Origin of the sequence: Massilia sp. Root335 (assembly GCF_001425685.1) — a bacterium.
Classification (GTDB): Bacteria; Pseudomonadota; Gammaproteobacteria; order Burkholderiales; family Burkholderiaceae_D; genus Telluria; species Telluria luteola.
In genome coordinates this window covers 56,057-81,101 of record NZ_LMCY01000070.1, presented here as the reverse complement: position 1 = coordinate 81,101, position 25,045 = coordinate 56,057, and the positions used below count along the sequence as shown (strand labels likewise).

The window sequence follows — 25,045 nt, the reverse complement described above, 5'->3', positions numbered from 1 at the left end:
AGGACGACGCGTCACCGGTCGATCAAACTTGGGCTCCCGCCTGCGCGGGAGCGACGGTTGCTCTCAGGCCGGCTTGCGGCCCAAAACCGACCAGTAGCAGTCGAGCACCAGCAGCTTGTAGTGCTTCTGCTCGCTGACCTGCAGGCCGAACTTCTTCATCCACTCCGGATAGTTGTAGATGTTATGGAAGGCGTTCCCGGCGAACAGCCAGAAGAAGCCGACGGCCCCGTACCAGTACAGGGTCTTGACGACGCGGGTCACCACGTTCCCGGTCGGGAACGAGAAATCGCCGACGACGATGTGGGCGCCCGGGCGGCCCTGGCGGATCAGGTGCGCCAGCACGCGCAGCATCATGTCCTGGTCGAACACGTTCAGGAAGAAGTTCGCGACGACCATGTCGTACTGCTCGAATTCCTCGACGAGCATGATGTCGCTGTGCACCTGGCGGATGCGCACGGCGACGCCTTCGCGGTCGAGGTTCGCCTGGAATTTCTTCAGCATGGTGGCGGACAGGTCGACCACCGTGACGTCGGCGCCGAGGCGCGCCGCATGGACCGCGTCCCTGCCGTGGCCGACCCCGGCGAACAGCACCCGGTCGCCCGGCCGCAGCTTGTCCAGCATCGCGACCTTGCAGCGGTGGATCGATTTGCCGCTGTAGAAAGCGCTGAGCCAGTCGTAGATCGGCCCCACGAACTTGTACTTGTCTCTCATGTTTGCCCCTTCCGGTCTTTCCGACCTTTGTTTTTTACCGCGTGTCTCCCGGTGCCAGACCGTTGCATGAACGGCAAGCACCATTAGAGTAATGGAAAGCACGCGCCGCCCAGGGTGCGGCGCCCTGTCCTTGCGAGCCAAAACACTGGCTTTGCGGGTCAGCGCCGTCAATACCTCCGCTCAACGCGCTGACTAAATGCCGCGCGCCGCCGCCCGGTCGTTGACACCCGCGCCGCGCCGAATCGATACTCGTCGGGCATACTCCCGTGAGACCCTCCACCGCCACCGAACGAACGATGAACCTTCCCATGCACCTTCGCCTGTCGCTGTTCGCACTCGCCGCCGTCGCCACCGCGGCCTCCGCCGCCGAGCGCCTGACCATCACCGTCACCCAGGACCTGGCCATCGCGCGCCCGTCCGAGACCATCGCCGTGCCGTGGAAGAGCGTCAACGACGCGCTGCCGCACGCCGGCGTCCAGCACATCGTCGTGAAGGACGCCGCCGGCCGCGTGCTGCCGCACCAGGTGACGAACGTGGCGCCGGAGGCGAAGGACCCGCAGCGCAACGGCGTGGCGTACGGCGAACTGCTGTTCCAGCACGACTTCGCGCCCGGCGAAAAGAGCGCCACGTTCACGGTCGAGAAAAGCGACGCCGTCGTGCCGCCGTTCCCGACCAGGGTCTCGGCCCGCATCGTGCCGGAACGCCTGGACGACTTCGCGTGGGAAAACGACAAGATCGCGCACCGCACCTACGGCCCCGCGCTGGCCGCCCCGGCGCCGGCCGGCTCCGGCAAGGAAGTCCTCAAGACGAGCGGCCTCGATATCTGGTTCAAGCGCGTGCCCTACCCGATCGTCGACCGCTGGTACAACATCGGCCACGACCACTACCACCACGACGAGGGCGAAGGCATCGACATGTACAACGTCGGCACGACCCTCGGCGCCGGCGGCACCGGTATCTGGGCCGGCGGCAAGCTCTATTCCGGCATCAACTTCACGCACTGGAACGTCCTCGCCAACGGCCCCGTGCGCGCCATCTTCGAGCTGACCTACGACGGCTGGGACGCGGCCGGCACCAAGGTCGCGGAAGTCAAGCGCTTCACCGTGGACGCGGGCCACTACTTCGACCGCATCGACAGCACCTTCACGTTCGCCGGCGGCCGTCCGCTGCAGGTGGCCGTGGGCCTGAACAAGGAACCGGCCGACAAGGGCGAGCAGGCCAAATCCACGTTCGTCGAGGACAAGGCGTCGAAAGCGCTCGTGCAATGGGTCGCGCAAAAGCAGAACGGCGATTTCGGCGTGGCCGTGATCCTGCCGTCGGCCGGCGCCAACGCGTACGGCGCCGACGCCCGCAATGCGTTCATGCTGGCCCCGGCCACGACCGGCGAGCCGCTGCGCTACTACGTCGGCGCCGCCTGGACGCGCGCCGGCGAGATCAGGTCGGCGCAGCAGTGGCAGCGCACCGTGGCCGACGAGGCCGCGCGCGTGGCCGCGCCGGTGCACGTGAGCCTGTCCGCGCACTGACCATGGACAGCGCCACAAAAGGCTACACGCGCCGCGACTTCTTCCGGGCCACCACCTTGGCGGCCGCCCTGCCGCTGGGCCGCAGCGCGCCCGCCGCACCCGCGGCACCCACCCCGTCGCCTGCCGCCGCGCCCGCGGATGGGGCGTCGCTGGCCTGGCTGGAAGGCCGGCCCGACTTCATCGCCGGCACGACGTTCGGCGTGCCCTGGCCGCGCGGCGCGTTCCGCCCGGACCAGGCATTCGTCGTGCAGGGCGAATCGGGCGAGCTGCCGGCCCAAGGCTGGCCGCTGGCGTACTGGCCGGACGGCTCGCTGAAATGGACGGCCCATGCCCTGGGCGCGGGCGCCCATCCGGATGCGGCCTTGCGCGTGCGCCCGGGCACGGCGCGCGCCCGCGCAGACCTGGCCGTGACCGTGCGGCGCGGCGCCGACGGGTATGTCGTCGGCACCGGCGTCATCGAGTGCGTGGTGCCGCTGCGCGGTCCCGCGCTCGTGCAAACGATCCGCCGCGGCGGCCGCGACATCGCGCACGACGTCCGCCTCGTCGCGCTGTGCGACGACCAGCCGGAAGGCAGCACGCGCCGGTCCGAATTCGAAAGCGCGGTCGAGCAGGTGACCCTGGAGCAGGAAGGACCGGTCCGCAGCGTGCTCAAACTGCAAGGCAGGCACCGCAACGAGGCGCGCGGCTGGCTGCCCTTCACCGTCCGCCTGTATTTCCATGCCGGCGCGGAATCGGTCCGCGTCATGCACACCTTCGTCTTCGACGGCGACGAGCACAAGGATTTCGTGCGCGGCATCGGCCTGACGCTCGACGTGCCCATGCGCGACGAGATGCACGACCGCCACGTGCGCTTCGCCGGCGAAAACGGCGGCCTGTGGGCGGAAGGCGTGCGCAATCTCACCGGCCTGCGCCGCGATCCGGGCGAAGACGTGCGCCGCGCGCAGCTCGCGGGCCTGCGCTGCCCGCCGGTCTCCGACAGGGTGCGTCCGCTGCTGCACCTCGTGCCTGCCTGGGGCGACGTCTCGCTGGCGCAGCTGTCGGCCGACGGTTTCCGCATCCGCAAGCGCACCAAGGCCGGCTGCGGCTGGATCGAGGCCGCGTGGGGCCGCCGCGCGCCGGGATGCGGCTACGTCGGCGGCGTCTCGGGCGGCATGGCGTTCGGCCTGCGCGACTTCTGGCAGCGCCACCCGACGCAGCTGGACATCCGCGACGCGCACACGGATATGGCCCGCGCCACCGTCTGGATGTGGTCCCCGGACGCGCCCGCGATGGACCTGCGCTTCTACCACGACGGCATGGGAATGGAAACCCACGCCCAGGAACTGCAGGGCCTCGACATCACGTACGAGGATTACGAAAAAGGCTTCGGCACCCCGGCGGGCGTCGCGCGCAGCAGCGAGATCACGCTGTGGGCATTCGAGGCGACGCCGCCGCGCGAGCGCCTCGTGCAGATCGCGCGGGCCGTGCAGACGCCGCCCCAGCTGGCGCCCGCGTCCGCGCACATCCTCGCCACCGAAGTCTTCGGGACGCTGTGGTCGCTGCCCGACAGGAGCACGCCGGCCCGCGCCGCCATCGAGGACCAGCTGGACGCCCGCTTCGATTTCTACCGCCGCGAAGTCGAGCAGCGCCACTGGTACGGCTTCTGGGACTACGGCGACATCCGCCACACCTACGACGCCGACCGCCACGAATGGCGCTACGACGTCGGCGGCTTCGCCTGGGACAATTCGGAACTGTCGCCCGACCTGTGGCTCTGGTATTCCTTCCTGCGCACCGGCCGCGCCGACATCTTCCGCATGGGCGAGGCGATGATCCGCCACACGAGCGAGGTCGACACCTACCACCTGGGCCGGTTCGCCGGCCTCGGCTCGCGCCACAACGTGCAGCACTGGGGCTGCAGCGCCAAACAGGTGCGCATCAGCACCGCGGTGTACCGGCGCTTCTATTACTACCTGACGGGCGACGAGCGCATCGGCGACATCATGCGCGAGGTGCTGGACGCCGACCGCAAGCTGGACGCGGTGGACCCGGTCCGCAAGCTGGCGAACCAGCCGCCCAAGGGGCCGTATCCGGCGCGGATCAGCTTCGGCACCGACTGGGCGTCGCTCGTCGCCAACTGGCTGACGGAATGGGAGCGCAGCGGCAGCGCGCATTATCGCGACAAGATCCTGACGGGCATGCGCGACATCGCCGCCATGCCGCACGGCTTCTTCAACGGCGACCGCATGGGCTACGAGCCGGACACGGGCCACCTGCACAACATGATCGGCACGAACGTGAAGGCGCTGCACCTGAACGCGGTCTTCGGCGCGGTCGAGATCTTCGATGAACTCATCCGCCTGACGGGCGACAAGGCGTTCGAGGCCGCGTGGCTGGATTACTGCGAACTGTTCAACGCCCCGGTCGAGGAACAGCGGCGCCGCCTCGGCATGCCGCACGGCGCGACGCACGCGCTGTACGTCGGCCACTCGCGCCTGACGGCGTATGCGGCCTGGAAGCGCAACGACCCCGCACTGGCGCGGCGCGCGTGGCGCGAATTCGCCGGCGAAGGCAAGCCGCGGCCGTTCCGCACCGTCCACGTGGCCGGACCGGACGCACTCAATCCCGTCGACGAAGTCCCGTGGGCCAGCACCAACGAAACGGCGCAATGGGGCCTGGCCGCGATCCAGAACCTGGCCCTGATCGGCGCCGCGCTGCCCCGCACCTAGGAGAACATCTTGTACCTGTCACGTTACATCGCCGCGGCCATGGCCTGCGCCGCCGCGCCGGCATTTGCCGCGACCTATTATGTGGCGCCCGCGGGCAGCGACACGGCCGCCGGCACCCAGGCGGCGCCCTGGCAATCGTTCGCGCACGCGCAGGCCGTGGCGCAGCCCGGCGACACCGTCTGGTTCCGCGGCGGCCGCTACGCCTACACGCGGGCGACGACGAGCTGCGCGTCGCGCCGCGCAACAGTGTCCGCCATCGTCCTCGACAAGAGCGGCACGGAGGCGCAACCGATCCGCTACTGGGCGTATCCGGGCGAGACCCCGGTGTTCGACTTCGCGGGCATGAAGGACGATTGCCGCGTCAAGGGCATCGAGGTCGTCGCCGACTGGATCCACCTGAAAGGCCTGGAAATCACGGGGGCGCCGCAACAGCCGGACAACCGCCTGAACCACGAGTCGTGGGGCGTGTGGGTCAACGGCAACCACGACGTGTTCGAACGGCTCGACCTGCACCACAACATGGGGCCGGGCCTGTTCATCAAGGACGGCGGCTGGAACCTCGTGCTGAACAGCGACTCGCACCACAACTACGACCCGTACACGTCGAACGGCGCGGGCCAGAGCGCGGACGGCTTCGGCGCCCACATCAGCGCCGGCCATCCCGGCAACGTGTTCCGCGGCTGCCGCGCGTGGGACAACTCGGACGACGGCTTCGACCTGATCAACGCCTATTCGCCGGTCACCATCGAGCAGTCGTGGGCCTGGCAACAGGGCTACCTGCCCGGCACGCACACGTCGCTCCCGGCCGGGAACGGCAACGGCATCAAGGCCGGCGGCTACAGCGGCAGGTACGTGCCGAACGGCGTGAAACACGTGGTGCGCTTCTCCGTCGCCTTCGGCAACAAGGTGTCCGGCTTCTATGCGAACCACCACCCGCTGGCGCTGGACTTCTTCCACAACACGGCGTTCGGCAACGCCGTCGACTTCAACATGCTGGGTGTCGCGCCCGACGGCGGTCCGGTCTACCTGGGCACCCTGCGCAACAACCTCGCGTATCCGGCGGGCGCGCCGCTCAAGGTGGCGGGCGCGGACAGCGCCGCCAATTCCTGGGACCTGCACCTCGCCCTGTCGGCGGCCGATTTCGACAGCGTGGCGGCAACCGGCTGGGACGCACCGCGCAAGCCGGACGGCAGCCTGCCCGACGTGCCGATGTTCCATCCGAGCGCCGCCAGCGCCGTCATCGACAAGGGCGTCGACGTCGGGCTGCCCTACCACGGCAAGGCGCCGGACCTGGGCGCCTTCGAGCGCTGAACCGAGACCAAGAACGGAGACCCATGAACCGATCCATCCGCGGCGCCGCCGGCGCCCTTCTCCTCGCCGCCTGCGCGGCCCACGTCCACGCCGCCGACACGTGGAAATTCGCCTTCGGCCCCGGCGCGGCGCCGGCCGGCTATACCCGCGTCGGCGCGGACGCCGTCTACACGGCCGCACGCGGCTACGGCCTCGAACCGGGCAGCGGGCCGGACGGCGTCCATCCGTATTACTTCTCCGTCGATCTCCCGGAAGGCAATTACACGGTGACGGTCACGCTGGGCGACGACAAGGCGGCCACCGTGACGACGGTGAAATCCGAGCTGCGCCGCCTGATGCTGGAGAACGTCCGCACGGCGCCCGGCGCGACCGTCACGAAGACGTTCGACGTCAACGTGCGCACGCCGCGGATCGCCGCCGTGGCGGGCGTGGCGGCCGGCGAGGTGAAGCTGAAGGCGCCGCGCGAAACGGTCGAGGAAGCGTGGAACTGGGACCCGCGCCTGACGCTGGAAATCAACGGCGCGCACCCGGCCGTGCGCACGATCGCGATCGCGCCCGCCAGCGTGCCGACCCTGTTCCTGCTGGGCGATTCGACCGTGTGCGACCAGCCGGCGGAACCCTACAACAGCTGGGGCCAGATGCTGCCGCGCTTCTTCAAGCCGGGCATCGCCGTCGCCAACCACGGCGAATCGGGCGAGACCTACCGCGATTCGCTCGCGCGCCGGCGCCTCGACAAGATCGTCAGCCTGATGAAGCCGGGCGACATGCTGCTCATGCAGTTCGGCCACAACGACCAGAAGCAGATCAAGTCCGGCAAGGGCGGCCCGTTCACGACGTACAAGGCGGAGATCAAGGCCCACGTCGATGCCGTCCGCGCCCACGGCGGCCTGCCCGTGATCGTGTCGTCGATGGAGCGGCGCGGCTTCGACGCCGACGGCCACGTGATCCCGTCGCTCAAGGATTATGCCGAGGCGGCGCGCCAGTCGGCCAAAGAACTGGACGTGCCGTTCATCGACCTGAACGCGATGAGCAAGACCTTCTACGAGGCGCTCGGGCCGGAAGGCTCGAAGGCCGCGTTCGCGGAGCCGGCGCCGGGACGCCTGGACAACACCCACCACGACAGCTACGGCAGCTACGAGCTGGCCAAGGCCGTCGTGCTGGGCCTGCGCCGGGCGCACGTGCCGGCGGCCGCGTTCATCGTCGACGATTTCGCGTTCGATCCGGCCCACCCGGACCCGGTCGCGACGTTCGCCGTGCCCCCGAGCCCGCGCCGCACCGACCGGCGCCCGCTCGGCGACGAGGGCCACAAATGAAACGCCGCGCGGCATTGGCGGTCCTCGCCGCGGGCGCGCTGGCCGGCTGCGCGGGCACCGCGCCGGCGCCGCCCGGCGACGCCTACGTCTTCGCCTACTTCATCGGCAACGGCGAGGACGGCCTGCACCTGGCGGGCAGCCGCGACGGCTACCGCTGGGACGCGCTGAACGGCGGCCGCAGCTTCCTTGCGCCCACGGCCGGCAAGGCGAAGCTGATGCGCGACCCGTGCATCCTGCGCGGCCCGGACGGCATCTACCGCATGGTGTGGACGAGCGGCTGGAACGAGACCGGCATCGGCTATGCCTCGTCGCCCGACCTCGTGCACTGGTCGCCGCAGCGCGAACTGCCCGTGATGGCGCACGAACCGACCGCGCTGAACGCGTGGGCGCCGGAAATCGCGTGGGACGAGCGGCGCGGCGAATACCTGATCTTCTGGTCGTCGACCATCCCCGGCCGTTTCGCGCAGTCCGAAGCGGCCGGCGACGACGCCGGCGCGAACAAGTACGACCACCGCATCTACGCGACGACGACGCGCGACTTCGCGACCTTCACGCCCGCGCGCCTGTTCTACGATCCGGGCTTCTCCGTCATCGACGCGACCTTCGTGCGCACGCGCCGGGGCGACTGGCTGCTCGTGAAGGACGAGACGCGCCACCCGCCGCGCAAATACCTGCAGCTGGCCCATGCCGCCAGCCTGCAAGGGCCGTTCGCGCCGCTGGCCGCGCCGATCACGCCCGCCGGCCTGTGGACGGAAGGCCCGACGGCGCTGCAGGTGGGCGACGACGTGATCGTCTACTACGACGCCTACACGGCAAAGCACTACGGCGCGCTGCGCTCGCGTGACCTCGTGCATTGGGAAGACGTGACGGCACGGATGCGCTTCCCGGACGAAGGAACGCCGAAGCGCATGCGCCACGGGACGGCCCTGCGGGTGCCGGCCGACGTGCTGGACGCGCTGCGCGCACGCTGAGCACCGGGGCGCGGCGCCGCTTGTTGAAGGGCAACGGTGCGCGGAAAGTCTGCCGCTTGGAGTACGCTCGGTCCTCCAGTGTCGTGATCCCGGAGGCGGACCGTGTCGATGAACCCAGCAGAACCCGAACAGGAAAAGCAGGAGCTCGTCCGGGTTCCCGTTGTCCGCGAGGAGGCTTGGGTCGAGAAACGGATCGTCGACACGGGACGCGGCGTACGCATCCATAAAACCGTCGCCGAACACCCCTGCCGGATCGACGAAAGCCTGTTCCGCGACGACGTGCAGGTCAGCCATGTGCCGGTCGACCGCATCGTCCCGCTCGAGCAGGCGCCCGCGACCCGCTACGAAGGGGATACGCTCGTGGTCCCGATCCTCGAGGAAGTGCTCGTCGTCGAACGGCGCCTGCGCATCAAGGAAGAGCTCCACATCACCCGCACCCGGCGCGAGGAACGCCACGTCGACACCGTCGTGCTCAAGTCCGAGCAGGTGAGCGTGGAGCGCTTCGACGAGCACGGCGACACCTCAACAACGTGACAATCACCGGAGGACGCATCATGCAACATACCCTAGTCGCGGTTTTCGACAACCGCAGCGATGCCCAGAGCGCGATGGACGAACTGCTCGCAGCGGGCTTCACGCGCGACAACGTCAACCTCTCCAGCGCCGACCTGGCCGGCACCACGACCACCACGGGCGCCACGCTCGGCACCACCCACGAGGAAGGCGTCGGCGCCTCCATCAAGCACTTCTTCGAGAACCTGTTCGGCACCGACCACGACGAACACGCCACGCGCTATTCGAACGTCGTGACGGGCGGCCAGCACGTGCTGACCCTGACCACGGCCTCCGAGCCGGACGTGGAACGGGCGGCCGACGTGATCGAACGCTTCGGCCCCGTCGACATCGACGAGCGCCACGACCTGGCCGGCAATGCCGCCGAACTGGGCGCGAGCGCCTACCAGCCGACCACGTCGCCTTCCGTGCAGGCGGGCTCGATGCAGTCGGGCACCCAGGCCGGCAACCTGTCGGGCAACCTGGCCGACACCCGCACCGACACCCGCGCCGACCTGCGCACCGATTCGCTGCAGCGCGACACGAGCACCGCCCGGTCGGACAAGGCTTCGATCCCGGTCGTGCGGGAAGAGGTACACGTCGGCAAGCGCGTGGTCGAACGGGGCGGCGTGCGCGTGTTCTCGCGCGTCGTCGAGACGCCGGTGAACGAGACCGTGGCGCTGCGCGAGGAACACGTCAGCGTGGAACGCCGTCCGGTCGACCAGCCGGTCAACCCGCGCGACACCACCGCGTTCAAGGACAAGACGATCGAACTGCGCGAAACGGCCGAGGAAGCCGTCGTGCAGAAATCCGCGCGCGTCGTCGAGGAAGTCGTCGTCGGCAAGGAAGTCAGCCAGCGCAAGCAGCAGGTCAAGGACACCGTGCGCCATACGGAAATCGACGTGCAGCCGCTGCAGGGCACGAGCATCGACGACGACACGTATTACCGCAACGACTGGCAGACGAATTACGCGCGCCTCGGCGGCACCTACGACGACTATGCGCCGGCCTACCGCTACGGCAACGAGATGCGGCGCGATGTCCGCTACAAGAACCGCAGCTGGGACGACGTCGAAACCGACCTGCGCAGCGACTGGGATACGCGCTACGGCAGCAGCGGCTCGTCGACGTGGGAACGGATGAAGGCGGCCGTGCGCTCCGGGTGGGACCGCATGACGTCCTGACGGGCAGGCGGCATCGAGCCGCAGCAATGCCTGGCGCCGCCTCCCGGCGCCAGGCCGGCCGCACCGTCGCCGGCACGGCGGGCCGCAGTACAATGTCACGATGCGGCCGCCACCCTCCCCACCCTCCTCTTTCGACGCCATCGTGGCCGGCACCGGTCCCGGCGGCGCCAGCGTCGCGCGCGAGCTCGCGCGGGCCGGCGCACGCGTGCTGATGCTGGAAGCGGGCGGCGACGCCCCGCTCGCCGGCACGCTGGCGCAGATGGCCGGCATGGCCGCCGTTCCCGGCAAGGGCGCGTTCCTGCACCGCGACCTGTCGCTGCTCGTGCGGGCGCTGACGACGGGCGGCACGTCGACGATCAACTTCGCCACCGCCGCGCCGCCGCCGGCCGCCATGTTCGCCGCGCACGGCATCGACCTGGCGCCCGCCCTCGCCGCGTGGCGCGCGGAATTGCCGATGGCGCCGCTGCCGGATGGCCTCGTCGGCGCCATGGCCGCGCGCATCATGGCGGCCGCGCAGGCCCGCGGCCTCCCGTGGCGCAAGCTGGACAAGATGATCCGCCCGGCCGCGTGCCGCACGGGATGCTGGCGCTGCGTCTACGGCTGCCCGTTCGGCGCCAAGTGGTCGGCGCGCGAACTGGTCGACGACGCCCGCGCGCACGGCGCGGCCCTGCTGACGGACGCGCGCGTGACGCGCGTGCTGCTGGACGGCGGCCGCGCGGCCGGCGTCGAAGCCGTCATCAAGGGCCGCACGCAGGCCTTCCGCGCGGGCCTCGTCGTGCTGGCGGCCGGCGGCATCGGCAGTCCGCGCATCCTCCAGGCCTCAAGGCTGCTGGCCGGCCCCGTCCCGTTCTTCAGCGATCCCGTCGTGGCCGTGATGGGCACCGTCGACGGCATCGAGGGCGGCGGCGCCGAGGTGCCGATGGCGGCCGGCATGGCCGATCCGGACGCCGGCGTCACGCTGGCCGACCTGACGCTGCCGCGTCCCATGTACCAGGCGTTCGCGGCGCAGGCAGGCCGCGTCGACCGCCTGCTCGCGCACGGCCGCACGCTCACGGTCATGGTCAAGATCCGCGACGAGATCCGCGGCAACGTCGGCCCCCGCTGGGTCGACAAGACCCTCGATGCGGCCGACCTGAAGCGGCTCGACCACGGCATCGCCATGGCGCGCGGCATCCTGGCGCAGGCCGGCGCGCGCCACGTCTTCGCCAGCCACCACTTCGCCGCGCATCCCGGCGGCACGGTGCGCATCGGCCGGGCGCTGGACGGGGACCTGCGCACGGCGGCGCCCGGGCTGTACGTATGCGACGCGTCCGCGATCCCCGACCCGTGGGGCCTGCCGCCGACCCTGACCCTGCTGTGCCTGGGCTGGCGCCTCGGCCGCCACCTGGCCGGGATGGCGGACTACGCGCTCAGCGCGGACGCACCGGCAGCGTCGCCGTCAGCCTGATGTCGGCCGACGACTCGCCGACCATCAGCTTAACCGGCACGGCCTCGACCTCGAACCGGCCCGCCTGCGTGTTCCAGTACGCGAGGCGCTGCGCCGCCAGCGGGATGTGCACGGTGCGCGTCTCGCCCGGCTCGAGGTGCACGCGCCGGAAGCCGACGAGGGCCTGGCGCGGCCGCTCGACCTTCGACTGCGGCCACGCCGCGTACAGTTCGACGACGCTGTCGCCCGCGACCTTGCCGGTGTTGCGGACGTCGACGTCGACCTCCACGCTGCCGTCGGCCGCCAGGGCCGGCGCGCTCGTGCGCAGCTTCGCGTACCGGAACGTCGTGTAGGACAGGCCGTGCCCGAACGGGAACAGCGGCGCGCCCTTGAAATACATATAGGTGCGGCCGTGGCGGATGTCGTAATCCAGCATCGGCGGCAGCTGCGACTCGGCCGCCGGCCAGGTCGCCACGAGCTTGCCGCCCGGGTTGTAGGCGCCGAACAGCACCTGCGCGAGCGCCGTGCCCTGGTCCTGCGACGCATGCGCCATCTGCACGATCGCGGGCACGTGCGCCTTCGACCAGTTGATCGTGTACGGGAAGCTCGACACGAGGACCATCACCGTATGCGGGTTCGCCGCCAGCACCTGTTTTACCAGCCCTTCCTGCGCGAGCGCCAGCGTTGCGCGGTCGCGGCCCTCGCGGCCGTCGCCCGGGTCGGCGCAGGGCCTGGTGCCGGCGTCGGTCCACTCGTGCGCCATGTTCGGGCCACAGGTCGGATCGTTGCCGACGACGACGATGGCCACGTCCGCGTCGCGCGCCGCCTTCACGGCCGCGTCGCCGGCGTTGTCGAACGCATAGGTCACCTTCACGTCCGGCCCCACGGCGGCCTTGATGCCCTCCAGCGCCGTCACCTTGTACGGCGGCAGGCCGCCGTACCAGTCCCAGTGCACGCTGTCCGCGTGGGGGCCGATCACGGCGATGCGCCTGATGCGCTCCCTGGCCAGCGGCAGCGCGTGGCCGTCGTTCTTCATCAGCACGATGGATTCCAGCGCCATGCGCAGCGACACCGCCTTGTGCGCCGCGCTGTCCCACGGGGCCGGACCGTCCTTGATGGCGGCGTACGGATTGCCGGCCGGCGGATCGATGAGACCCAGCTTGATCGTCGTGCGGAACTTGCGGGCGAGCGCGTCGTCGAGGTCGGCCACGGTGATGGTGCCCTCCTTCAGCGCGGCGCGCAGCTCGTCCTGGTATTTGTCGAGGTACTGGTTGATGCCGGCCTTCAGCGCCGCGACGGCCGCCGCCTTCTGGTCCGGATACCGTTTATACAGTTTCACCAGGTTGCCGATCGCGCCGCCGTCGCTGGAGATCACGTCCGCGCCCCATTCGCCGATGACGAGCTTGCGCAGCACGGGATGCACGCCCATCGGCGTGCCGTTCCAGGCGTTGTACGACGCCATCAGCGCGCGCGCCCCGCCCTCCTGGAACGCCATGCGGAACGGGGCCGCATAGTATTCGTGGAACAGGCCCTCGTCGAAATCGGACGACGAATTGCCGCGCCCGTTCTCGTTGCTGTTGGCGAGGAAGTGCTTGAGCAGCGCGGCGCCGCGCCAGTACTTCGGGTCGTCGCCCTGGATGCCGCGCGTGAACGCCGTCGCCATCGTCCCGACGAGGAACGGGTCTTCGCCGTACACCTCCTCGCTGCGGCCCCAGCGCGGGTCGCGCGCGAGGTCGGACTGCGGGCCCCATTGCATCAGCATCGGATGCTTGTACCGTGTGCTCTGCGTGATGTAGCGGGCTTCGGTCGACTGCACGGCGCCGGCCTGGCGCACGAGGTCCGGGTCCCAGCTCGCGCCCATGCCGGGCGGCTGCGGGAATTGCGTGGTCGTGATCGGCTCGCGCTGGCGCTTGCTCTCGCCGCGCTGCACGACGCCGTGGATGCCCTCGGTGCTGCCGAAGCTGGGGATGCCGAGGCGCGCCACGCCGGAATCCGTCGACAGCGCGGCGATCTTTTCGTCGGGCGTCATCAGGGACAGGATGTTGGCGATGCGCTGCTGCGGCGCCAGGTTCGGGTCCTGGAACGGGTAGCCGGCCGCGCGGGCCGGCAGCGCCGCGCAGGCGCACAGGGCGGCGGCCAGCGCCGTGGCGCGGATCATGTTCGTCTGCATGCGTGTCTCCTTGTGTAAACGTTTTTTGTTAGCGCGAACATCCTCATGATACCGCAGACATGAAACCGTTTTCACAACACTCGGCGAAAACTTGCTGCCGAGCGCTAAAAGTTCCTTGCGCGCCGTAAACACATCAGTACAATCGTTATGCATATCATCAGGAGACAGCATGACTTACGAACGCATCGTGGTCCTCGGCGGCGGCACGGCCGGGTGGATGACCGCAGCGGCCCTGGCCACGGGCCTCAAGGGCACGACGGTGGAACTGGTGGAGTCGGAGGACATCGGCATCGTCGGCGTCGGCGAAGCCACCTTCCCGTCGATCCGCGCCTACCACCAGATCCTCGGCATCCCGGAAGCCGACTTCCTGCGCGCCACCAACGGCACATACAAGCTGGGAATCAAGTTCCGCGACTGGCGCGTGCGCGGCGAGGACTATTACCACACGTTCGGCGACTTCGGCCAGCTGGACGGCCCCAATGCGCTGTGGGGCCAGTATCGCCGCCACGTGAACGCCGGCCTGCCCGCGTTCGGCGAACAATGCCTGCCGACGGTGATGGCGCTGAACGACCGCTTCTGCGCGCCCGGCAAGGACGCCGCGCATTTCAACTACGCCTACCACTTCGACGCCAACCTGTATGCCCGCTTCCTGCGCGACATCGCGATCGGGCGCGGCGTGCGCCGCACCGAGGGCAAGGTCGTCGACGTGGCGCGCCGCCAGGACGGCGGCGTGGCGTCGCTCAAGCTGGACGACGGCCGCGTCGTCGGGGCCGACCTGTTCATCGATTGTTCCGGCTTCACGTCGCTGCTGCTGGGCCGCACGCTGGGCGAACCGTTCGTCGACTTCAGCCGCTGGCTGCCCGTCGACCGCGCATGGGCGTGCCCGTCCGCGCGCGTCGGCACCGGCCTCACGCCCTATACCCGCGCGACGGCGCTGGACGCGGGCTGGGCGTGGCGCATCCCGCTGCAGGACCGCACCGGCAACGGCCACGTGTTCTCCACCCGCTTCATCGACGAGGACAAGGCGCGCGAACAGCTGCTGCAGCAGCTCGACGGCGAAGCGCTGGCGGAACCGCGCCTGCTGCGCTTCACGACCGGCCACCGCGCCCGCTTCTGGTCCCACAACGTGGTCGGCATCGGCCTCGCGACGGGCTTTCTCGAGCCGCTGGAATCGACCAGCATCTACCTCGTGCAGGTCGGGATCGGCCGCCTGATGACATTGCTGCAGCGGGGCGGCGCCGTCCCGGCGGCGGCCATCGATGCGTACAACACGGGCCTCGTGCGCCAGTTCGAGCGCATCCGCGACTTCATCCTCATGCACTACTGCCTGACGGCGCGCCGCGACACGCCGTTCTGGACCGCGATGGCCGCCACGGAACTGCCGGAAACGCTGGCGTACAAGCTGCACGCGTGGCGCCAGACGGGCGCGCTGCACCAGTACGAGGAGGAAGGCTTCGACGGCCACAGCTGGCTCGCGATCCACGCCGGCATGCACCACTGGCCCGAGCGCAGCGATCCGACGTTCAACCAGCTGCCCGCCGAGAAGTCGCTCGAATGGGTGCGCGAGCGCGCGCGCCAGCTGGCCGAGGCGGTCGCGCCGGTGTCCACGCACGAGGCCTATCTGGCGCAGGTGCTGGGGCGCTGACGCCCGCGTGGGCATGTTTCGTTCGAGGCCCCGGCCTCGAACGCCCACCCTACCGCGCCGCCAGCCGCTCCAGCCACGCGCACAGCATGTCCGCCAGCGCGTCGGCATAGGCCGCGATCTCGTCCGGGGTGCGCGGCCGCTCCGAGAACTGCTTGCCGACCGCGGTGAACGTGTCCATCAACAGGTCGGCCGCCAGTGCGCGCGTCGCCTGCGATGCGCGCGGCAGCGTCTCGCGCATGAACGCCGCGATGGCCGCCTCGCCGGCCGCACGCGCTTCGCTGGCCTCGGGCGCGTCGCGGTACAGCGGCGCCGCGTCGTTCAGCGCCACGCGCATCGCCGCTTCCTCGCATTCCGACCGCACGAACGCGTGCACCATCGAACGCAGCCGGTCCAGCGGCGGCCTGCCCGCGTCTTCGATGATCGCGCACAGCATCGCCGTCGTGCGGTTCCACTCGTCGCTCTGCAGGCGGAACAGGATCGCCGCCTTGTTCGGAAAGTACTGGTACAGCGAGCCGACGCTCACCCCCGCCTTTTCCGCCACGCGCGTCGTCGTGAAGCGCTGCGCGCCTTCGGTCGCCAGAACCTGAAGGGCCGCTTCCAGCACGGCCGCCACGAGGTCGCTGGAGCGGGCCTGTTTGGGCAGCTTGCGCGAGGCGATCTGGGGGCGGCGGCGTGCGGTCATGGGCGTGTTCCGAAATGCGAATAGAAAACCTGAAGGATTATTCGCATAATAACCGGGTCACTCACCCACCACAAGGAACCACCATGCAGATCACGAACACCCTTGCCACGCCGCCCGTCGCGCCGCTGCTCGCGCGCCTGTTCGCCGAGGCGGACGCCCAGTCGCCGCAGGCGCTCTTCGGCCACGTCCCGCACGCGGAAGTCACGCGTCTCATGCGCAGCAAGACGGATTACCGCGACCTGTACGCCCGCCTCAAGGATCTCGCGCTGCCGGTCGCGCGCGACACGGGCGCGCTGCTCTACATGCTGGCACGCACCGGCCGCGCCCGGACGATCGTCGAATTCGGCACGTCGTTCGGCATCTCGACCATCCACCTCGCCGCGGCGCTGCGCGACAATGGCGGCGGCCGGCTCATCACGAGCGAATTCGAGCCGGAGAAGGTCGAGCGGGCGCGCGCCAACCTGGCGGCGGCGGGCCTCGCGGACCTCGTCGAGATCCGCACCGGCGACGCGCTGCACACGCTCGCCGCCGGCCTGCCCGCCGCGATCGACCTCGTGCTGCTGGACGGCGCCAAGGCCCTGTATCCGGAGATCCTCGCCCTGCTGGAAGCGCACCTGCGGCCCGGGGCCGCCATCGTGGCCGACAACGCCGACCACAGTCCGGCCTACCTGGCGCGCGTGCGCGATCCGGCGAACGGCTACCTGTCGATGCCGTTCGGGACCGACGTCGAGCTGTCCGTGCGCGTCGCCTGATGCCGGAAAGGCATGCAAAAAAGTCCATTGCGGCCAAAGGCAATACGGATTTCCTTATAGTCCCTATGCACCCGCCGCATGTCCTGCCGCTTGACTTCGGGCCTAAGCTTCTAGACTCATAACGACGAGACACCCGACGACGCGTCCACGCGGCGCGCGACGGGCCATAACACAGGAGCAGCCGCATGTCCCAGCCTCAACTCCAGCGCATCGAGCGCGAAGATGCTTTCACATCCCCACCTGCCACTGCCGGTAAAATCGACCAGTACTTCCAGATCACCGCGCGCGGCAGCACGCAACGGCGGGAGGTCGTGGCCGGCGTCACCACCTTCCTCGCCATGGTGTACTCCGTGTTCGTCGTGCCGGGCATGCTGGGCCAGGCAGGGTTCGACGTCAGCGCCGTCTTCGTCGCCGTGTGCCTGACCGCGGCATTCGGCTCGCTGCTCATGGGCCTGTGGGCACGGCTGCCGATCGCGGTCGGCTGCGCCATTTCGCTGACCGCGTTCACGGCCTTCGGCCTCGTGCTGGGCAAAGGCCTCACGCCCGCCGTCGCGCTGGGCGCCGTGTTCCTGATGGGCCTCATTTTCACGGCGATTTCCGTGACCGGCGTGCGCTCGTGGATCCTGCAGAACCTGCCGGCCGGCGTGGCACACGGCACCGGCGTGGGCATCGGCCTGTTCCTGCTGATGATCGCATCCAGCGACGTCGGCCTGATCGTCAAGAACGCCAGCCCCGGCCTGCCGGTGGCGCTGGGCCACGTCACCGCATTCCCGGTGCTGATGAGCATCCTCGGCCTGGCCGCCATCTTCGGCCTGGAACAGCGCAAGGTGCCGGGCGGTATCCTGCTGGTGGTGATCGGCATTTCCGCCCTCGGCCTCGCGTTCGATCCCAAGGTGCACTTCACGGGCATCTTCTCCTGGCCGCAACTGAGCGCGCCGGGCCATGCGTCGCTGATCGGCGCGATGGACATCAAGGGCGCGCTGACCGCGGCCGTGCTGCCCAGCGTGCTGGCGCTCGTGATGACCGCCGTGTTCGACGCCACCGGCACCATCCGCGCCGTGGCCGGCCAGGCGGGCCAGGTCGATGCGCGCGGCTACATCCACAACGGCGGCAAGGCGCTCACGGCCGATTCGCTGAGTTCGATCTTTTCGAGCCTGGTCGGCGGCGCCCCCGCCGCGGCCTACATCGAATCGGGTGTCGGCACCGCGGCCGGCGCCCGCACCGGCCTGACCGCGACCGTCGTCGGCCTGCTGTTCCTGGGCCTGATCTTCTTCTCGCCGCTGGCCGGCCTCGTGCCGTCGTATGCCACCGCGCCGGCGCTGATGTACGTGGGCCTGCTGATGCTGAGCAGCGTCGCCCACATGAACATGGATGACAAGCTGGACGCGCTGTCCGGCCTGGTGTGCGCCGTGTTCATCCTGTTGAGCTGCAATATCGTGACCGGCATCATGCTGGGCTTCTGCACCCTCGTGATCGGCCGCGTGCTGGCCGGCGAGTGGCGCAAGCTGAACTTCGGCACCGTCAGCATCGCCGTCGCGCTGGCCGTGTTCTACGCGGGCGGCTGGGCGATCTGAGTCGCGTCAGAACATCCCGTCCCGGTTCGCCATCGGGACGGGCGCCGCCTGGGCGATGTCCCACATCTCGGCGATGCGTCCCTCCTCGAAGCGCAGGATGTGGACGGTCGCCAGCTCCATTCCCCCCTCTTCCATGACGGCACGCGCATGCACGGCCACCAGCGGGCCCTCGGCGATCGCGCGTTGCACCTCGTACACCATGTGCGGGAAACGGACCGCGTTCTCCTTCATCGCCGCCCGCAAGGTCGCGACGTCCGCCGCGAAATACGGGTTGTGGTGCCGGAAACCCGGCGCCGCGTAGCGCGCGAACGCGTCGTCGACTTGCCCGCCGGCGGTCAACCGCAGGAAGGCGGTCGCCGTTTCTTTCAATGTGGTCGTGTCGCTCACGGTGTTCTCCTGGTCGTTGTCCGCAAGGGGGCATCGTGCCACCGGCGCGGCGCCATGACAAGCTGCAGGGCCGGCGCGGGCGTATCGTACGCCGCATCTTTCCGGGATTGTGTAATCTAAGTGACAACTTCCTACAGGAGAATTTCATGAAAGCCACCACCATTTCGAGCATCATGCTGGCCGTCGCCGTGCTGGTCACCGGTTGCCACAAGGCCGAGGACAAGAACGGCATGGGCCCGGCCCAGGAAGCCGGCAAGGCCCTCGACGACGCCGGCGCCAAGGCGGCCGCCGAGTCCAAGGAAGCCGCCGCCAACGCCAATGCCGCCGCCGTGCAGGCCGGCCAGAACGCGAAGGAAGCGGCCCAGCAGGCCAACGAGAACGTGAAGGCCGCGGCCGACCGTACCGGCGACCAGTTGCAGCAGGCCGGTGCCGAAGTCCGCCAGGAATCGCACGAAGCCGCCCAGAACGTGAAGGAAGGCGCCAAGGACGCGACGGCCGCCACCGGTCGCGGCCTGGAGCGCGCGGGCGAGAAGATGCAGGACGCCGCCCACAAGTAATCCAGCAGCCCGGATGCGCGCGGCGGCGGCCTGCCGGAAGGCGGTATACTCCGGCGATGCGCATCCAGCTCTTCTCCGACCTCCACCTCGAACGCGATCCCGGGTTCCAGCCGACCATCCTTGCCGACACGGACGTCGTCGTCCTGGCCGGTGACATCGGCTCGTACCAGGCCCGTTCGCGCCTCGCCACCGACGACTTCGGGCTCGCCCGTTTCGCCCGGGCCCACACGGGCGCCGGCGCGCGCGTGCTGTACGTGCCCGGCAACCACGAATTCGATGGCCTCGACTTCGACGCCACGCAGGCGCGCCTGCGCGCGACGTGCGCCGCGCTGGACATCACATGGCTCGACCGCGCCACCGTCACGATCGGCGACGTGCGCTTCATCGGCACCACGCTGTGGGCCGACTTCGACGCGCTGGCGTCCGGCGAGACCGACATCACGCGCCAGCTCAAGCAGCGCGAAAAAGCCTTCCGCGCCGCGAATTACTACCTGAGCGGGAACACGACGCTGGTGAACGGCGAGCCGCTGCTGGCCGAGGGCCAGCGCGAACTGTCGTTCGAATGCCAGGCCTGGCTGCGCGCCGCGCTGGCGACGCCGTTCGACGGCACCACCATCGCCGTCACCCATTACGCCCCGACCCTGCGCAGCGCCGACCCGCGCTACGGCGTCTCGCCCGGCACGGCCGGCTTCTGCAACGCGCTGGACGACCTGCTGCCGTTCGCGGACGTGTGGATGCACGGCCACCTGCATTGCGCGAACGATTACGTGGTCGAAGGCACCGGCTGGCGCTGCCGCGTCGTCGCGAATCCGCTCGGCTATGCGAACAAGGGCGAGCAGGCGGCGTTCCGGCCCGACCTCGTGATCGAGGTCTGACGGTCAGTCGCGCGCGCCCTGGTACATCAGGGCGCTGTCGTTCATCCCGAACTTGAACCTGCGGTTCAACGCGATGATCTCGGCGCCCGCCAGCAGCGTGGGACCGTAGCCGTGCGCCGCCTTCACGCTGGTCGGCCGGTAGGCGTAGAACGCCGGATCGAACGCCATGCCCGTCCCCACGCAGATGCCGTCGATCTGCCCGTTCGGCCTGACCCGGCTCGCGACGGCATCCCACGCCAGGTTCGCCATCGGCCCGTAGGCCTGCGCGTCGACATAGCCGCGGTTGACGGCGCGCGCGATGGCGTACGCGTAGATCGCCGTGGCCGACGTCTCCTCGTAGGTGTCGTTGCGGTCGATCAGCTGGTGCCAGAAGCCATCCTTGGTCTGGTAGCTGGCGAGGCCCTTGATGTGGGCGCGCAGCTGGTCGAGCACGGCCTTGTAATCCTTGTGGTCCTTCGGCAGCACCTCCAGCACCTCGACCATGGCCATCACGGCCCAGCCGTTGGCGCGCGCCCAGTGCATTTCGGGGTGGTCACGCAAGCCCTCGACGTAACCGTGCATGTAGATGCCGAGGCGCGGATTGAACATGCGCTTCGAGAACTGCAGCACCTGGCGCGCCGCGTCGTCGTAATAGCGCCGGTCGCCCGTCGCCTTGCCCAGGTAGGCGATGGTCGGCACGCCCATGAACATATCGTCCAGCCACAGCGTGTCCGGCAGCGGGCGCATCCTGGCGCCGCCATGGCCGTCCGGGCCGCCCCGCGCCAGGGTGCCGTCCTTCAGCCGGTATTCCTTCTTCGCGACGAAGTCGCCGCAGATGCCGATCATCTGCGTGTAATCGACGGGCGAACGTACGCCACCCTCGCCCAGCTTCGCCTTCAGGAAGCTCTGGCACAGCGCCCCGGCGTCGTCCAGCGCGTGCGGGTTCAGGAAGCTCTTGATCGGCGCCGGCGCATGTTCGCGGTCCGCCATGACGCCCGGCAGATAGGTTTTCGTCAGCGCGGCCAGCAACTGGTGCCGCTTGATCGCGTAGTCGGTGTAGCGGCGGTCGCCCGTGGCCGCGCCCGCGGCCAGCATGCCGGAGTACGTGACGCCCCATTCATAGCTCGTCAGGCGGAAGTCGCCCGGCTTCAGCACGGCGTTCGGATCGGGCCGGGTCAGGTCCGCGATCGGTGCGCCCGTGGTCTTGTCGATCACCTCGGCCGGCGTGACCTTGTCCAGGTAGTCGAACACGCGGTCCAGCACGGCCTTGACCTCGGCCGCGTCCATCGCGCGGTATGGCGTCGGGTAATGCACTGCCAGCGCATGCAGCATGGCGTCGGCCGCGACCGGGCCCTTTTCCTGCGGCGCCGGGGCCTGCTGGGCGGATGCGTCCAGCGCGACGGCGGCGGCCAGCGCCAGCGCCAGCCTGTGGCGCGGCTTCGATCGGTTCATCAAAAGTCTCCTGCTTATTCGAGTCGTTGTATGGTCAGGTCGTCCACCGTCTGGCGCGACCACGTCGTGCGCAAACCCAGGTAGCCGGCCGTGAGCGGATGCGGGTCGCGGTAGGTGAACCAGTCCGCGCCGTCCACGCGCACGCGCGTGCAGCCGCCGTACACCGCGATCTCGATGCGGTAGTCGCGGTTCGGCATGAGCAGGTGCGGGGCATCGCCGTATTCGCCGACGAGCTTGCGCTCGCCGTCGCCGTAGCGACGCAGGCGCGTGGTCGTGTTGCGGTTGCCGCCGATGCCCACGTAGTACATGGCGAGATCGTCGTAGTCCTCGAACTTGCCGCTGCGCGTGAACAGGTCGGCGCGCGCGGGATCGCGCGCCATCCAGAACACGTTCAGGTCGGACAGCCGGTCGTTCTTGCCGCCGGCGACGACGACACGGCGCGTAAAGCGGATCAGGAGATTGCCGGACAGCGGCTTGTCGAGCCACACGGTGGCGCCCGAGTCGACGTCCATCAGCAGCCGTCCGTCGCGGTTCTCGACGACGTTGCCTGGCTTGCGCGCATACTCGGCCACATAGCCCGCGAGCGGCCCGCCGAAATCGTCCCGGACCAGCACCGCGCCCGGCTTGCCCCAGTCCGTGCACGCCGCCGGTGCGGCCGCATCGGCCTGCCCGGCGAGCGCCGTCAGTGCCGCCAGGGCGGCGAGGCCAGGCCTCATTGCGCCGCCACCGCCCGGTCGGCAAAATACGGGCCGAGCGGATTGCCCGGCAGCGCCTTCAACCCGGCCACGACGCGCTCCGCGTTGAACTCGGCGCCGGCCGCATTCGTGTGGGTGCGCGCGTCGGCGAACAGGCCGTTCACGCGTTCCGCGCCGATTTGCTTGTAGCCGTCGGCCACGAGCAGCGTGAGGTCGATGAACTGCGCGCCGCTGGCCGCGGCCACCTGGCGGTCCCAGTCGGCGAACGTCGCGAAGTCGCGGCCTTCCTGCCAGCGGTCGCGGTGCGGGACGGGCGCCAGCAGGACCACGGTCGCGCCCTTCGCCTTCGCGTCCGCCACGTAGCGCGCCATGTACCAGCCGAAGCTGTGCACCTGTTCCTTGCTGCCGTCCGGCCGCGTGTCTTCCACGGTCTCCGGGCCGATGCCCGGCGCCGACGCGCGGTTCTTCATCGCCGGGTCGCCGATGCGGCCGCCGTCGTTGTGACCAAACTGGATCAGCACGACGTCGCCGCGCTTGAGCTGGTCGCGCACCTTGTCCCAGCGGCCTTCCGTGAAATACGTGCGGCTGCTGCGGCCGCCGATGGCGGCGTTCACCACATTGATCTTGCGGGCGTCGAAGTAAGGGGCGATGCGCTCGCCCCAGCCGATCATGCCGCGCATGCCGCCGCTCTTCACCGTCGAATCGCCCACGAGGTACAAGGTCGGCCGGCTCGCGTCGCGCGGCGCTTCGTCATGCACGGTGCGGGCATCCACGACGGGGCGGTCGTCCTCGCGCGCCGGCGGCTGCGGGTTGGCCGGCGCCTGCGGCTTCAGCCACGCGGCGATACGCGGATCGCCCAGCGCCTCGAGCCCCTGTACGACGACCTGCGCATTCAGCACGGCGCCGGCCCAGTTGGTGTGCGTGTGCTCGTCCGGCACCGTCTGCGGGAACAGCTGCCTGACCGCCTCCATGCCCAGCGCGTCGTAGCGGCGCGCGATGCCTTCGTTCAGGTCGATGAAGCCGACGCCTTCGGCCTTGGCAACGGCAGCGGCCCAGCCGCCGTACGTGTCCTTGTCGCGCTTCGCGTGGCCTGCCGCGTCCCACTGCTTGTGCGGGATCGGCGAGCAGATGACGGGCGTGGCGCCCTTCGCGCGGATGTCGGCCACGAATTTGCGCAGATACCAGCCATAGCTGTGCACCACCTCGTGCTTGTGGGTGAGGAGGTTGTCGATCTCCTGCGTCTCGTCGCCGGTGCCGCGGATCGTGCCGCGCGCGCGGCTCGTGTCGTTGACGGGGCTGGCGTCGTTGTGACCGAACTGCATGACGACGATGTCGCCCCGCTTGACGAAGGCCAGCGTGCGCTCCCAGTGGCCGCTCGTGATGTAGGTGCGGCTCGACAGCCCGCCGACGGCGCGGTTGACGACGTTGACCTTGGCCGGATCGAACCAGGCGGCGATCGGATTGCCCCAGCCCCACTGGCCCGCCGCGCCCTTGCCCTGGCCGTCGTCGCGGCCGTTGCGGACCGTGGAATCGCCGATCAGGATCAGCGACGGCAGCTGAGGATTCGCGGGCTCCGGCAGCGTGACCTGGGCGCGCGCCGGGTCCGTATTGACGGCCGGCGGCAGGGTCTGGGCCTGGGCACAGGCGATGGACAGGGAGATGAGCGCGGCGGCGCGCATCAACCGTGAAAACAGCGGGGAAAACAGCGGGGAAAGCAGCGGCATGGCGGGGGTCCGGTCTCGTTGTTCTGCGACCCATTCTATGCGAGCGGCGTCGCCCGTCAAAACCGGTCCAGCCAAAGAATCAGGAAAATGATCGGTTGACGATCACCGCGGCTGCAACAATGGGCGGATCCGAACAACCGGGAAGCCACCCATGCGCCCACCACCAGCCCGCGCCCGCGCCGGCGCGTTACAGGCGCTCGACGCGCAGGTTGCGCAGCTCGTACGGCGTGCCCTCGAGCTGGAAGCCGATGCGGCCCGTCGCCGGCTGCGCGATGGTGACGCTGTTCTGGCGGACGCCATTGATCGTCACGTCGATGCAGCCGCCGCGCACCAGCACGTCCATGCTGTTCCACTCGCCCGGCGCGCGCTCGCTGTCGGGCGCCGTGTGGGCCTTGATCGCCGGGTAGGCGCCCGGGGCGCTCGTCAGCGGCTCGCTGAACGTGGCGCCCGCCATCGGCAGCAGGTCGCCCGCGGCGCCGTGCTTCGTCTGTACCTGGATACTGTAGGGCCAGACGCCATCCTTCGGTCCGGACGCCACGTGCAGCAGCACGCCGCCGTTGCCCGGCTTGCCGGGCCAGCGCCATTCCACGTGCAAGCGATAATCCGTGTACGCGTCGCGCGTGGCGATGAAACCGGACGGCTTGCCCGCCACCGCGATGACGCCGTCCGCGCGTTCCTGCCAGACACCGTCCAGCCGCGCCGCCGGCGTCGTCACGATATCCAGTGCGCCGAGCGCGCCGGCCACCGGCGCCGTCGTCGTCGCACACCCCAGCAGGCCCGCGCACAACAGCGCGCCGCCGAACCACCCAAGCTTTACCATGTCAGGACCTCATGATGAATCGTTCGAATGAAAA

The 25,045-nt window shown here is 69.7% G+C and carries 21 protein-coding genes; 13 read left to right on the top strand and 8 right to left on the bottom strand.

Going from position 1 to position 25,045, the window contains the following annotated elements; all coding sequences use genetic code 11:
• Positions 1 to 63 precede the first annotated feature (63 nt).
• Positions 64 to 711, bottom strand: a complete 648-nt coding sequence (locus tag ASC93_RS29185) for a class I SAM-dependent methyltransferase (RefSeq protein ID WP_056451146.1) — start codon at positions 709 to 711, stop codon at positions 64 to 66.
• Between the two features lie 308 nt (positions 712 to 1,019).
• On the opposite strand from ASC93_RS29185, the gene ASC93_RS29180 reads away from it, so the two are divergent.
• The 8 genes from ASC93_RS29180 (at position 1,020) to ASC93_RS29145 (ending at position 11,720) form a co-directional block, all read left to right on the top strand.
• Positions 1,020 to 2,234, top strand: a complete 1,215-nt coding sequence (locus ASC93_RS29180; protein ID WP_056451232.1) for a DUF4861 family protein — start codon at positions 1,020 to 1,022, stop codon at positions 2,232 to 2,234.
• Between the two features lie 2 nt (positions 2,235 to 2,236).
• Complete coding sequence (locus ASC93_RS29175) at positions 2,237 to 4,942, top strand: hypothetical protein (RefSeq protein WP_056451143.1); 2,706 nt, start codon at positions 2,237 to 2,239, stop codon at positions 4,940 to 4,942.
• 9 nt (positions 4,943 to 4,951) lie between these two features.
• The gene (locus ASC93_RS29170; protein WP_229412920.1) at positions 4,952 to 6,253 is read left to right on the top strand and encodes a right-handed parallel beta-helix repeat-containing protein; all 1,302 of its coding nucleotides are present in this window, start codon (positions 4,952 to 4,954) and stop codon (positions 6,251 to 6,253) included.
• A 23-nt stretch (positions 6,254 to 6,276) separates the two neighbouring features.
• Positions 6,277 to 7,566, top strand: a complete 1,290-nt coding sequence (locus tag ASC93_RS29165) for a rhamnogalacturonan acetylesterase (protein WP_056451140.1) — start codon at positions 6,277 to 6,279, stop codon at positions 7,564 to 7,566.
• Positions 7,563 to 8,537: a glycoside hydrolase family 43 protein gene (locus tag ASC93_RS29160; RefSeq protein ID WP_056451137.1), complete on the top strand. Its 975-nt coding sequence runs from the start codon at positions 7,563 to 7,565 to the stop codon at positions 8,535 to 8,537. The genes ASC93_RS29165 and ASC93_RS29160 overlap by 4 nt, the downstream gene beginning before the upstream one ends.
• 108 nt (positions 8,538 to 8,645) lie before the next feature.
• Positions 8,646 to 9,071: a DUF2382 domain-containing protein gene (locus ASC93_RS29155; RefSeq protein ID WP_082548434.1), complete on the top strand. Its 426-nt coding sequence runs from the start codon at positions 8,646 to 8,648 to the stop codon at positions 9,069 to 9,071.
• A 20-nt stretch (positions 9,072 to 9,091) separates the two neighbouring features.
• Positions 9,092 to 10,273: a YsnF/AvaK domain-containing protein gene (locus tag ASC93_RS29150; RefSeq protein WP_056451130.1), complete on the top strand. Its 1,182-nt coding sequence runs from the start codon at positions 9,092 to 9,094 to the stop codon at positions 10,271 to 10,273.
• Positions 10,274 to 10,373: 100 nt separating this feature from the next.
• On the top strand, positions 10,374 to 11,720 hold the full coding sequence (locus ASC93_RS29145; RefSeq protein ID WP_056451127.1) for a GMC family oxidoreductase N-terminal domain-containing protein: 1,347 nt from the start codon (positions 10,374 to 10,376) through the stop codon (positions 11,718 to 11,720).
• Here ASC93_RS29145 and ASC93_RS29140 read toward each other — a convergent pair.
• On the bottom strand, positions 11,683 to 13,869 hold the full coding sequence (locus tag ASC93_RS29140; protein WP_056451124.1) for a glycoside hydrolase family 3 C-terminal domain-containing protein: 2,187 nt from the start codon (positions 13,867 to 13,869) through the stop codon (positions 11,683 to 11,685). The two genes, ASC93_RS29145 and ASC93_RS29140, sit on opposite strands and share 38 nt — an antisense overlap.
• 169 nt (positions 13,870 to 14,038) lie before the next feature.
• On the opposite strand from ASC93_RS29140, the gene ASC93_RS29135 reads away from it, so the two are divergent.
• On the top strand, positions 14,039 to 15,514 hold the full coding sequence (locus ASC93_RS29135) for a tryptophan halogenase family protein (RefSeq protein WP_056451120.1): 1,476 nt from the start codon (positions 14,039 to 14,041) through the stop codon (positions 15,512 to 15,514).
• 49 nt (positions 15,515 to 15,563) lie between these two features.
• Here ASC93_RS29135 and ASC93_RS29130 read toward each other — a convergent pair whose 3' ends face one another.
• Entirely contained in the window at positions 15,564 to 16,196 is a 633-nt protein-coding gene (locus ASC93_RS29130; protein ID WP_056451118.1) for a TetR family transcriptional regulator, read from the bottom strand.
• An 83-nt stretch (positions 16,197 to 16,279) separates the two neighbouring features.
• Between ASC93_RS29130 and ASC93_RS29125 the strand changes: the two genes are divergently transcribed.
• Positions 16,280 to 16,948: an O-methyltransferase gene (locus ASC93_RS29125; RefSeq protein WP_056451115.1), complete on the top strand. Its 669-nt coding sequence runs from the start codon at positions 16,280 to 16,282 to the stop codon at positions 16,946 to 16,948.
• A gap of 185 nt (positions 16,949 to 17,133) precedes the next feature.
• Entirely contained in the window at positions 17,134 to 18,522 is a 1,389-nt protein-coding gene (locus tag ASC93_RS29120) for an NCS2 family permease (RefSeq protein WP_056451113.1), read from the top strand.
• Between the two features lie 6 nt (positions 18,523 to 18,528).
• On the opposite strand, the gene ASC93_RS29115 is transcribed toward ASC93_RS29120, so the two are convergent.
• Positions 18,529 to 18,909 (bottom strand): nuclear transport factor 2 family protein, encoded by a 381-nt coding sequence (locus ASC93_RS29115; RefSeq protein ID WP_056451110.1) that lies wholly within the window; start codon positions 18,907 to 18,909, stop codon positions 18,529 to 18,531.
• 146 nt (positions 18,910 to 19,055) lie between these two features.
• On the opposite strand from ASC93_RS29115, the gene ASC93_RS29110 reads away from it, so the two are divergent.
• Positions 19,056 to 19,466, top strand: a complete 411-nt coding sequence (locus ASC93_RS29110) for a hypothetical protein (RefSeq protein WP_229412919.1) — start codon at positions 19,056 to 19,058, stop codon at positions 19,464 to 19,466.
• 56 nt (positions 19,467 to 19,522) lie between these two features.
• Positions 19,523 to 20,341: a metallophosphoesterase gene (locus ASC93_RS29105; protein ID WP_056451106.1), complete on the top strand. Its 819-nt coding sequence runs from the start codon at positions 19,523 to 19,525 to the stop codon at positions 20,339 to 20,341.
• A 3-nt stretch (positions 20,342 to 20,344) separates the two neighbouring features.
• Here the strand turns inward: ASC93_RS29105 and ASC93_RS29100 are convergent, their stop codons facing one another.
• The 4 genes from ASC93_RS29100 to ASC93_RS29085 all read right to left on the bottom strand — a co-directional run bounded on the left by ASC93_RS29100 (position 20,345) and on the right by ASC93_RS29085 (position 25,011).
• Positions 20,345 to 21,772 carry a glycoside hydrolase family 105 protein gene (locus tag ASC93_RS29100; protein ID WP_056451104.1) on the bottom strand — a complete coding sequence of 476 codons (1,428 nt, stop codon included), beginning with the start codon at positions 21,770 to 21,772 and terminating at the stop codon, positions 20,345 to 20,347.
• A 14-nt stretch (positions 21,773 to 21,786) separates the two neighbouring features.
• Positions 21,787 to 22,488 (bottom strand): DUF6250 domain-containing protein, encoded by a 702-nt coding sequence (locus ASC93_RS29095; RefSeq protein WP_056451101.1) that lies wholly within the window; start codon positions 22,486 to 22,488, stop codon positions 21,787 to 21,789.
• Positions 22,485 to 24,191 (bottom strand): rhamnogalacturonan acetylesterase, encoded by a 1,707-nt coding sequence (locus tag ASC93_RS29090; RefSeq protein WP_229412918.1) that lies wholly within the window; start codon positions 24,189 to 24,191, stop codon positions 22,485 to 22,487. Before ASC93_RS29090 ends, ASC93_RS29095 begins: the two co-directional genes overlap by 4 nt.
• Positions 24,192 to 24,378: 187 nt before the next feature.
• Positions 24,379 to 25,011 carry a DUF1080 domain-containing protein gene (locus tag ASC93_RS29085; protein WP_056451098.1) on the bottom strand — a complete coding sequence of 211 codons (633 nt, stop codon included), beginning with the start codon at positions 25,009 to 25,011 and terminating at the stop codon, positions 24,379 to 24,381.
• Between the last annotated feature and the right edge of the window lie 34 nt (positions 25,012 to 25,045).

Bases quoted from the DNA above. Each gene is read 5' to 3' on its own strand.
- ASC93_RS29140 (WP_056451124.1), bottom strand. From the start codon at position 13,869: ATGCAGACGAACATGATCCGCGCCACGGCGCTGGCCGCCGCCCTGTGC.
- ASC93_RS29125 (WP_056451115.1), top strand. From the start codon at position 16,280: ATGCAGATCACGAACACCCTTGCCACGCCGCCCGTCGCGCCGCTGCTC.
- ASC93_RS29085 (WP_056451098.1), bottom strand. From the start codon at position 25,011: ATGGTAAAGCTTGGGTGGTTCGGCGGCGCGCTGTTGTGCGCGGGCCTG.
- ASC93_RS29155 (WP_082548434.1), top strand. From the start codon at position 8,646: ATGAACCCAGCAGAACCCGAACAGGAAAAGCAGGAGCTCGTCCGGGTT.
- ASC93_RS29090 (WP_229412918.1), bottom strand. From the start codon at position 24,191: ATGCCGCTGCTTTCCCCGCTGTTTTCCCCGCTGTTTTCACGGTTGATG.
- ASC93_RS29185 (WP_056451146.1), bottom strand. From the start codon at position 711: ATGAGAGACAAGTACAAGTTCGTGGGGCCGATCTACGACTGGCTCAGC.
- ASC93_RS29150 (WP_056451130.1), top strand. From the start codon at position 9,092: ATGCAACATACCCTAGTCGCGGTTTTCGACAACCGCAGCGATGCCCAG.
- ASC93_RS29130 (WP_056451118.1), bottom strand. From the start codon at position 16,196: ATGACCGCACGCCGCCGCCCCCAGATCGCCTCGCGCAAGCTGCCCAAA.
- ASC93_RS29100 (WP_056451104.1), bottom strand. From the start codon at position 21,772: ATGAACCGATCGAAGCCGCGCCACAGGCTGGCGCTGGCGCTGGCCGCC.
- ASC93_RS29145 (WP_056451127.1), top strand. From the start codon at position 10,374: ATGCGGCCGCCACCCTCCCCACCCTCCTCTTTCGACGCCATCGTGGCC.
- ASC93_RS29160 (WP_056451137.1), top strand. From the start codon at position 7,563: ATGAAACGCCGCGCGGCATTGGCGGTCCTCGCCGCGGGCGCGCTGGCC.
- ASC93_RS29120 (WP_056451113.1), top strand. From the start codon at position 17,134: ATGTCCCAGCCTCAACTCCAGCGCATCGAGCGCGAAGATGCTTTCACA.
- ASC93_RS29165 (WP_056451140.1), top strand. From the start codon at position 6,277: ATGAACCGATCCATCCGCGGCGCCGCCGGCGCCCTTCTCCTCGCCGCC.
- ASC93_RS29110 (WP_229412919.1), top strand. From the start codon at position 19,056: ATGAAAGCCACCACCATTTCGAGCATCATGCTGGCCGTCGCCGTGCTG.
- ASC93_RS29095 (WP_056451101.1), bottom strand. From the start codon at position 22,488: ATGAGGCCTGGCCTCGCCGCCCTGGCGGCACTGACGGCGCTCGCCGGG.
- ASC93_RS29180 (WP_056451232.1), top strand. From the start codon at position 1,020: ATGCACCTTCGCCTGTCGCTGTTCGCACTCGCCGCCGTCGCCACCGCG.
- ASC93_RS29105 (WP_056451106.1), top strand. From the start codon at position 19,523: ATGCGCATCCAGCTCTTCTCCGACCTCCACCTCGAACGCGATCCCGGG.
- ASC93_RS29175 (WP_056451143.1), top strand. From the start codon at position 2,237: ATGGACAGCGCCACAAAAGGCTACACGCGCCGCGACTTCTTCCGGGCC.
- ASC93_RS29135 (WP_056451120.1), top strand. From the start codon at position 14,039: ATGACTTACGAACGCATCGTGGTCCTCGGCGGCGGCACGGCCGGGTGG.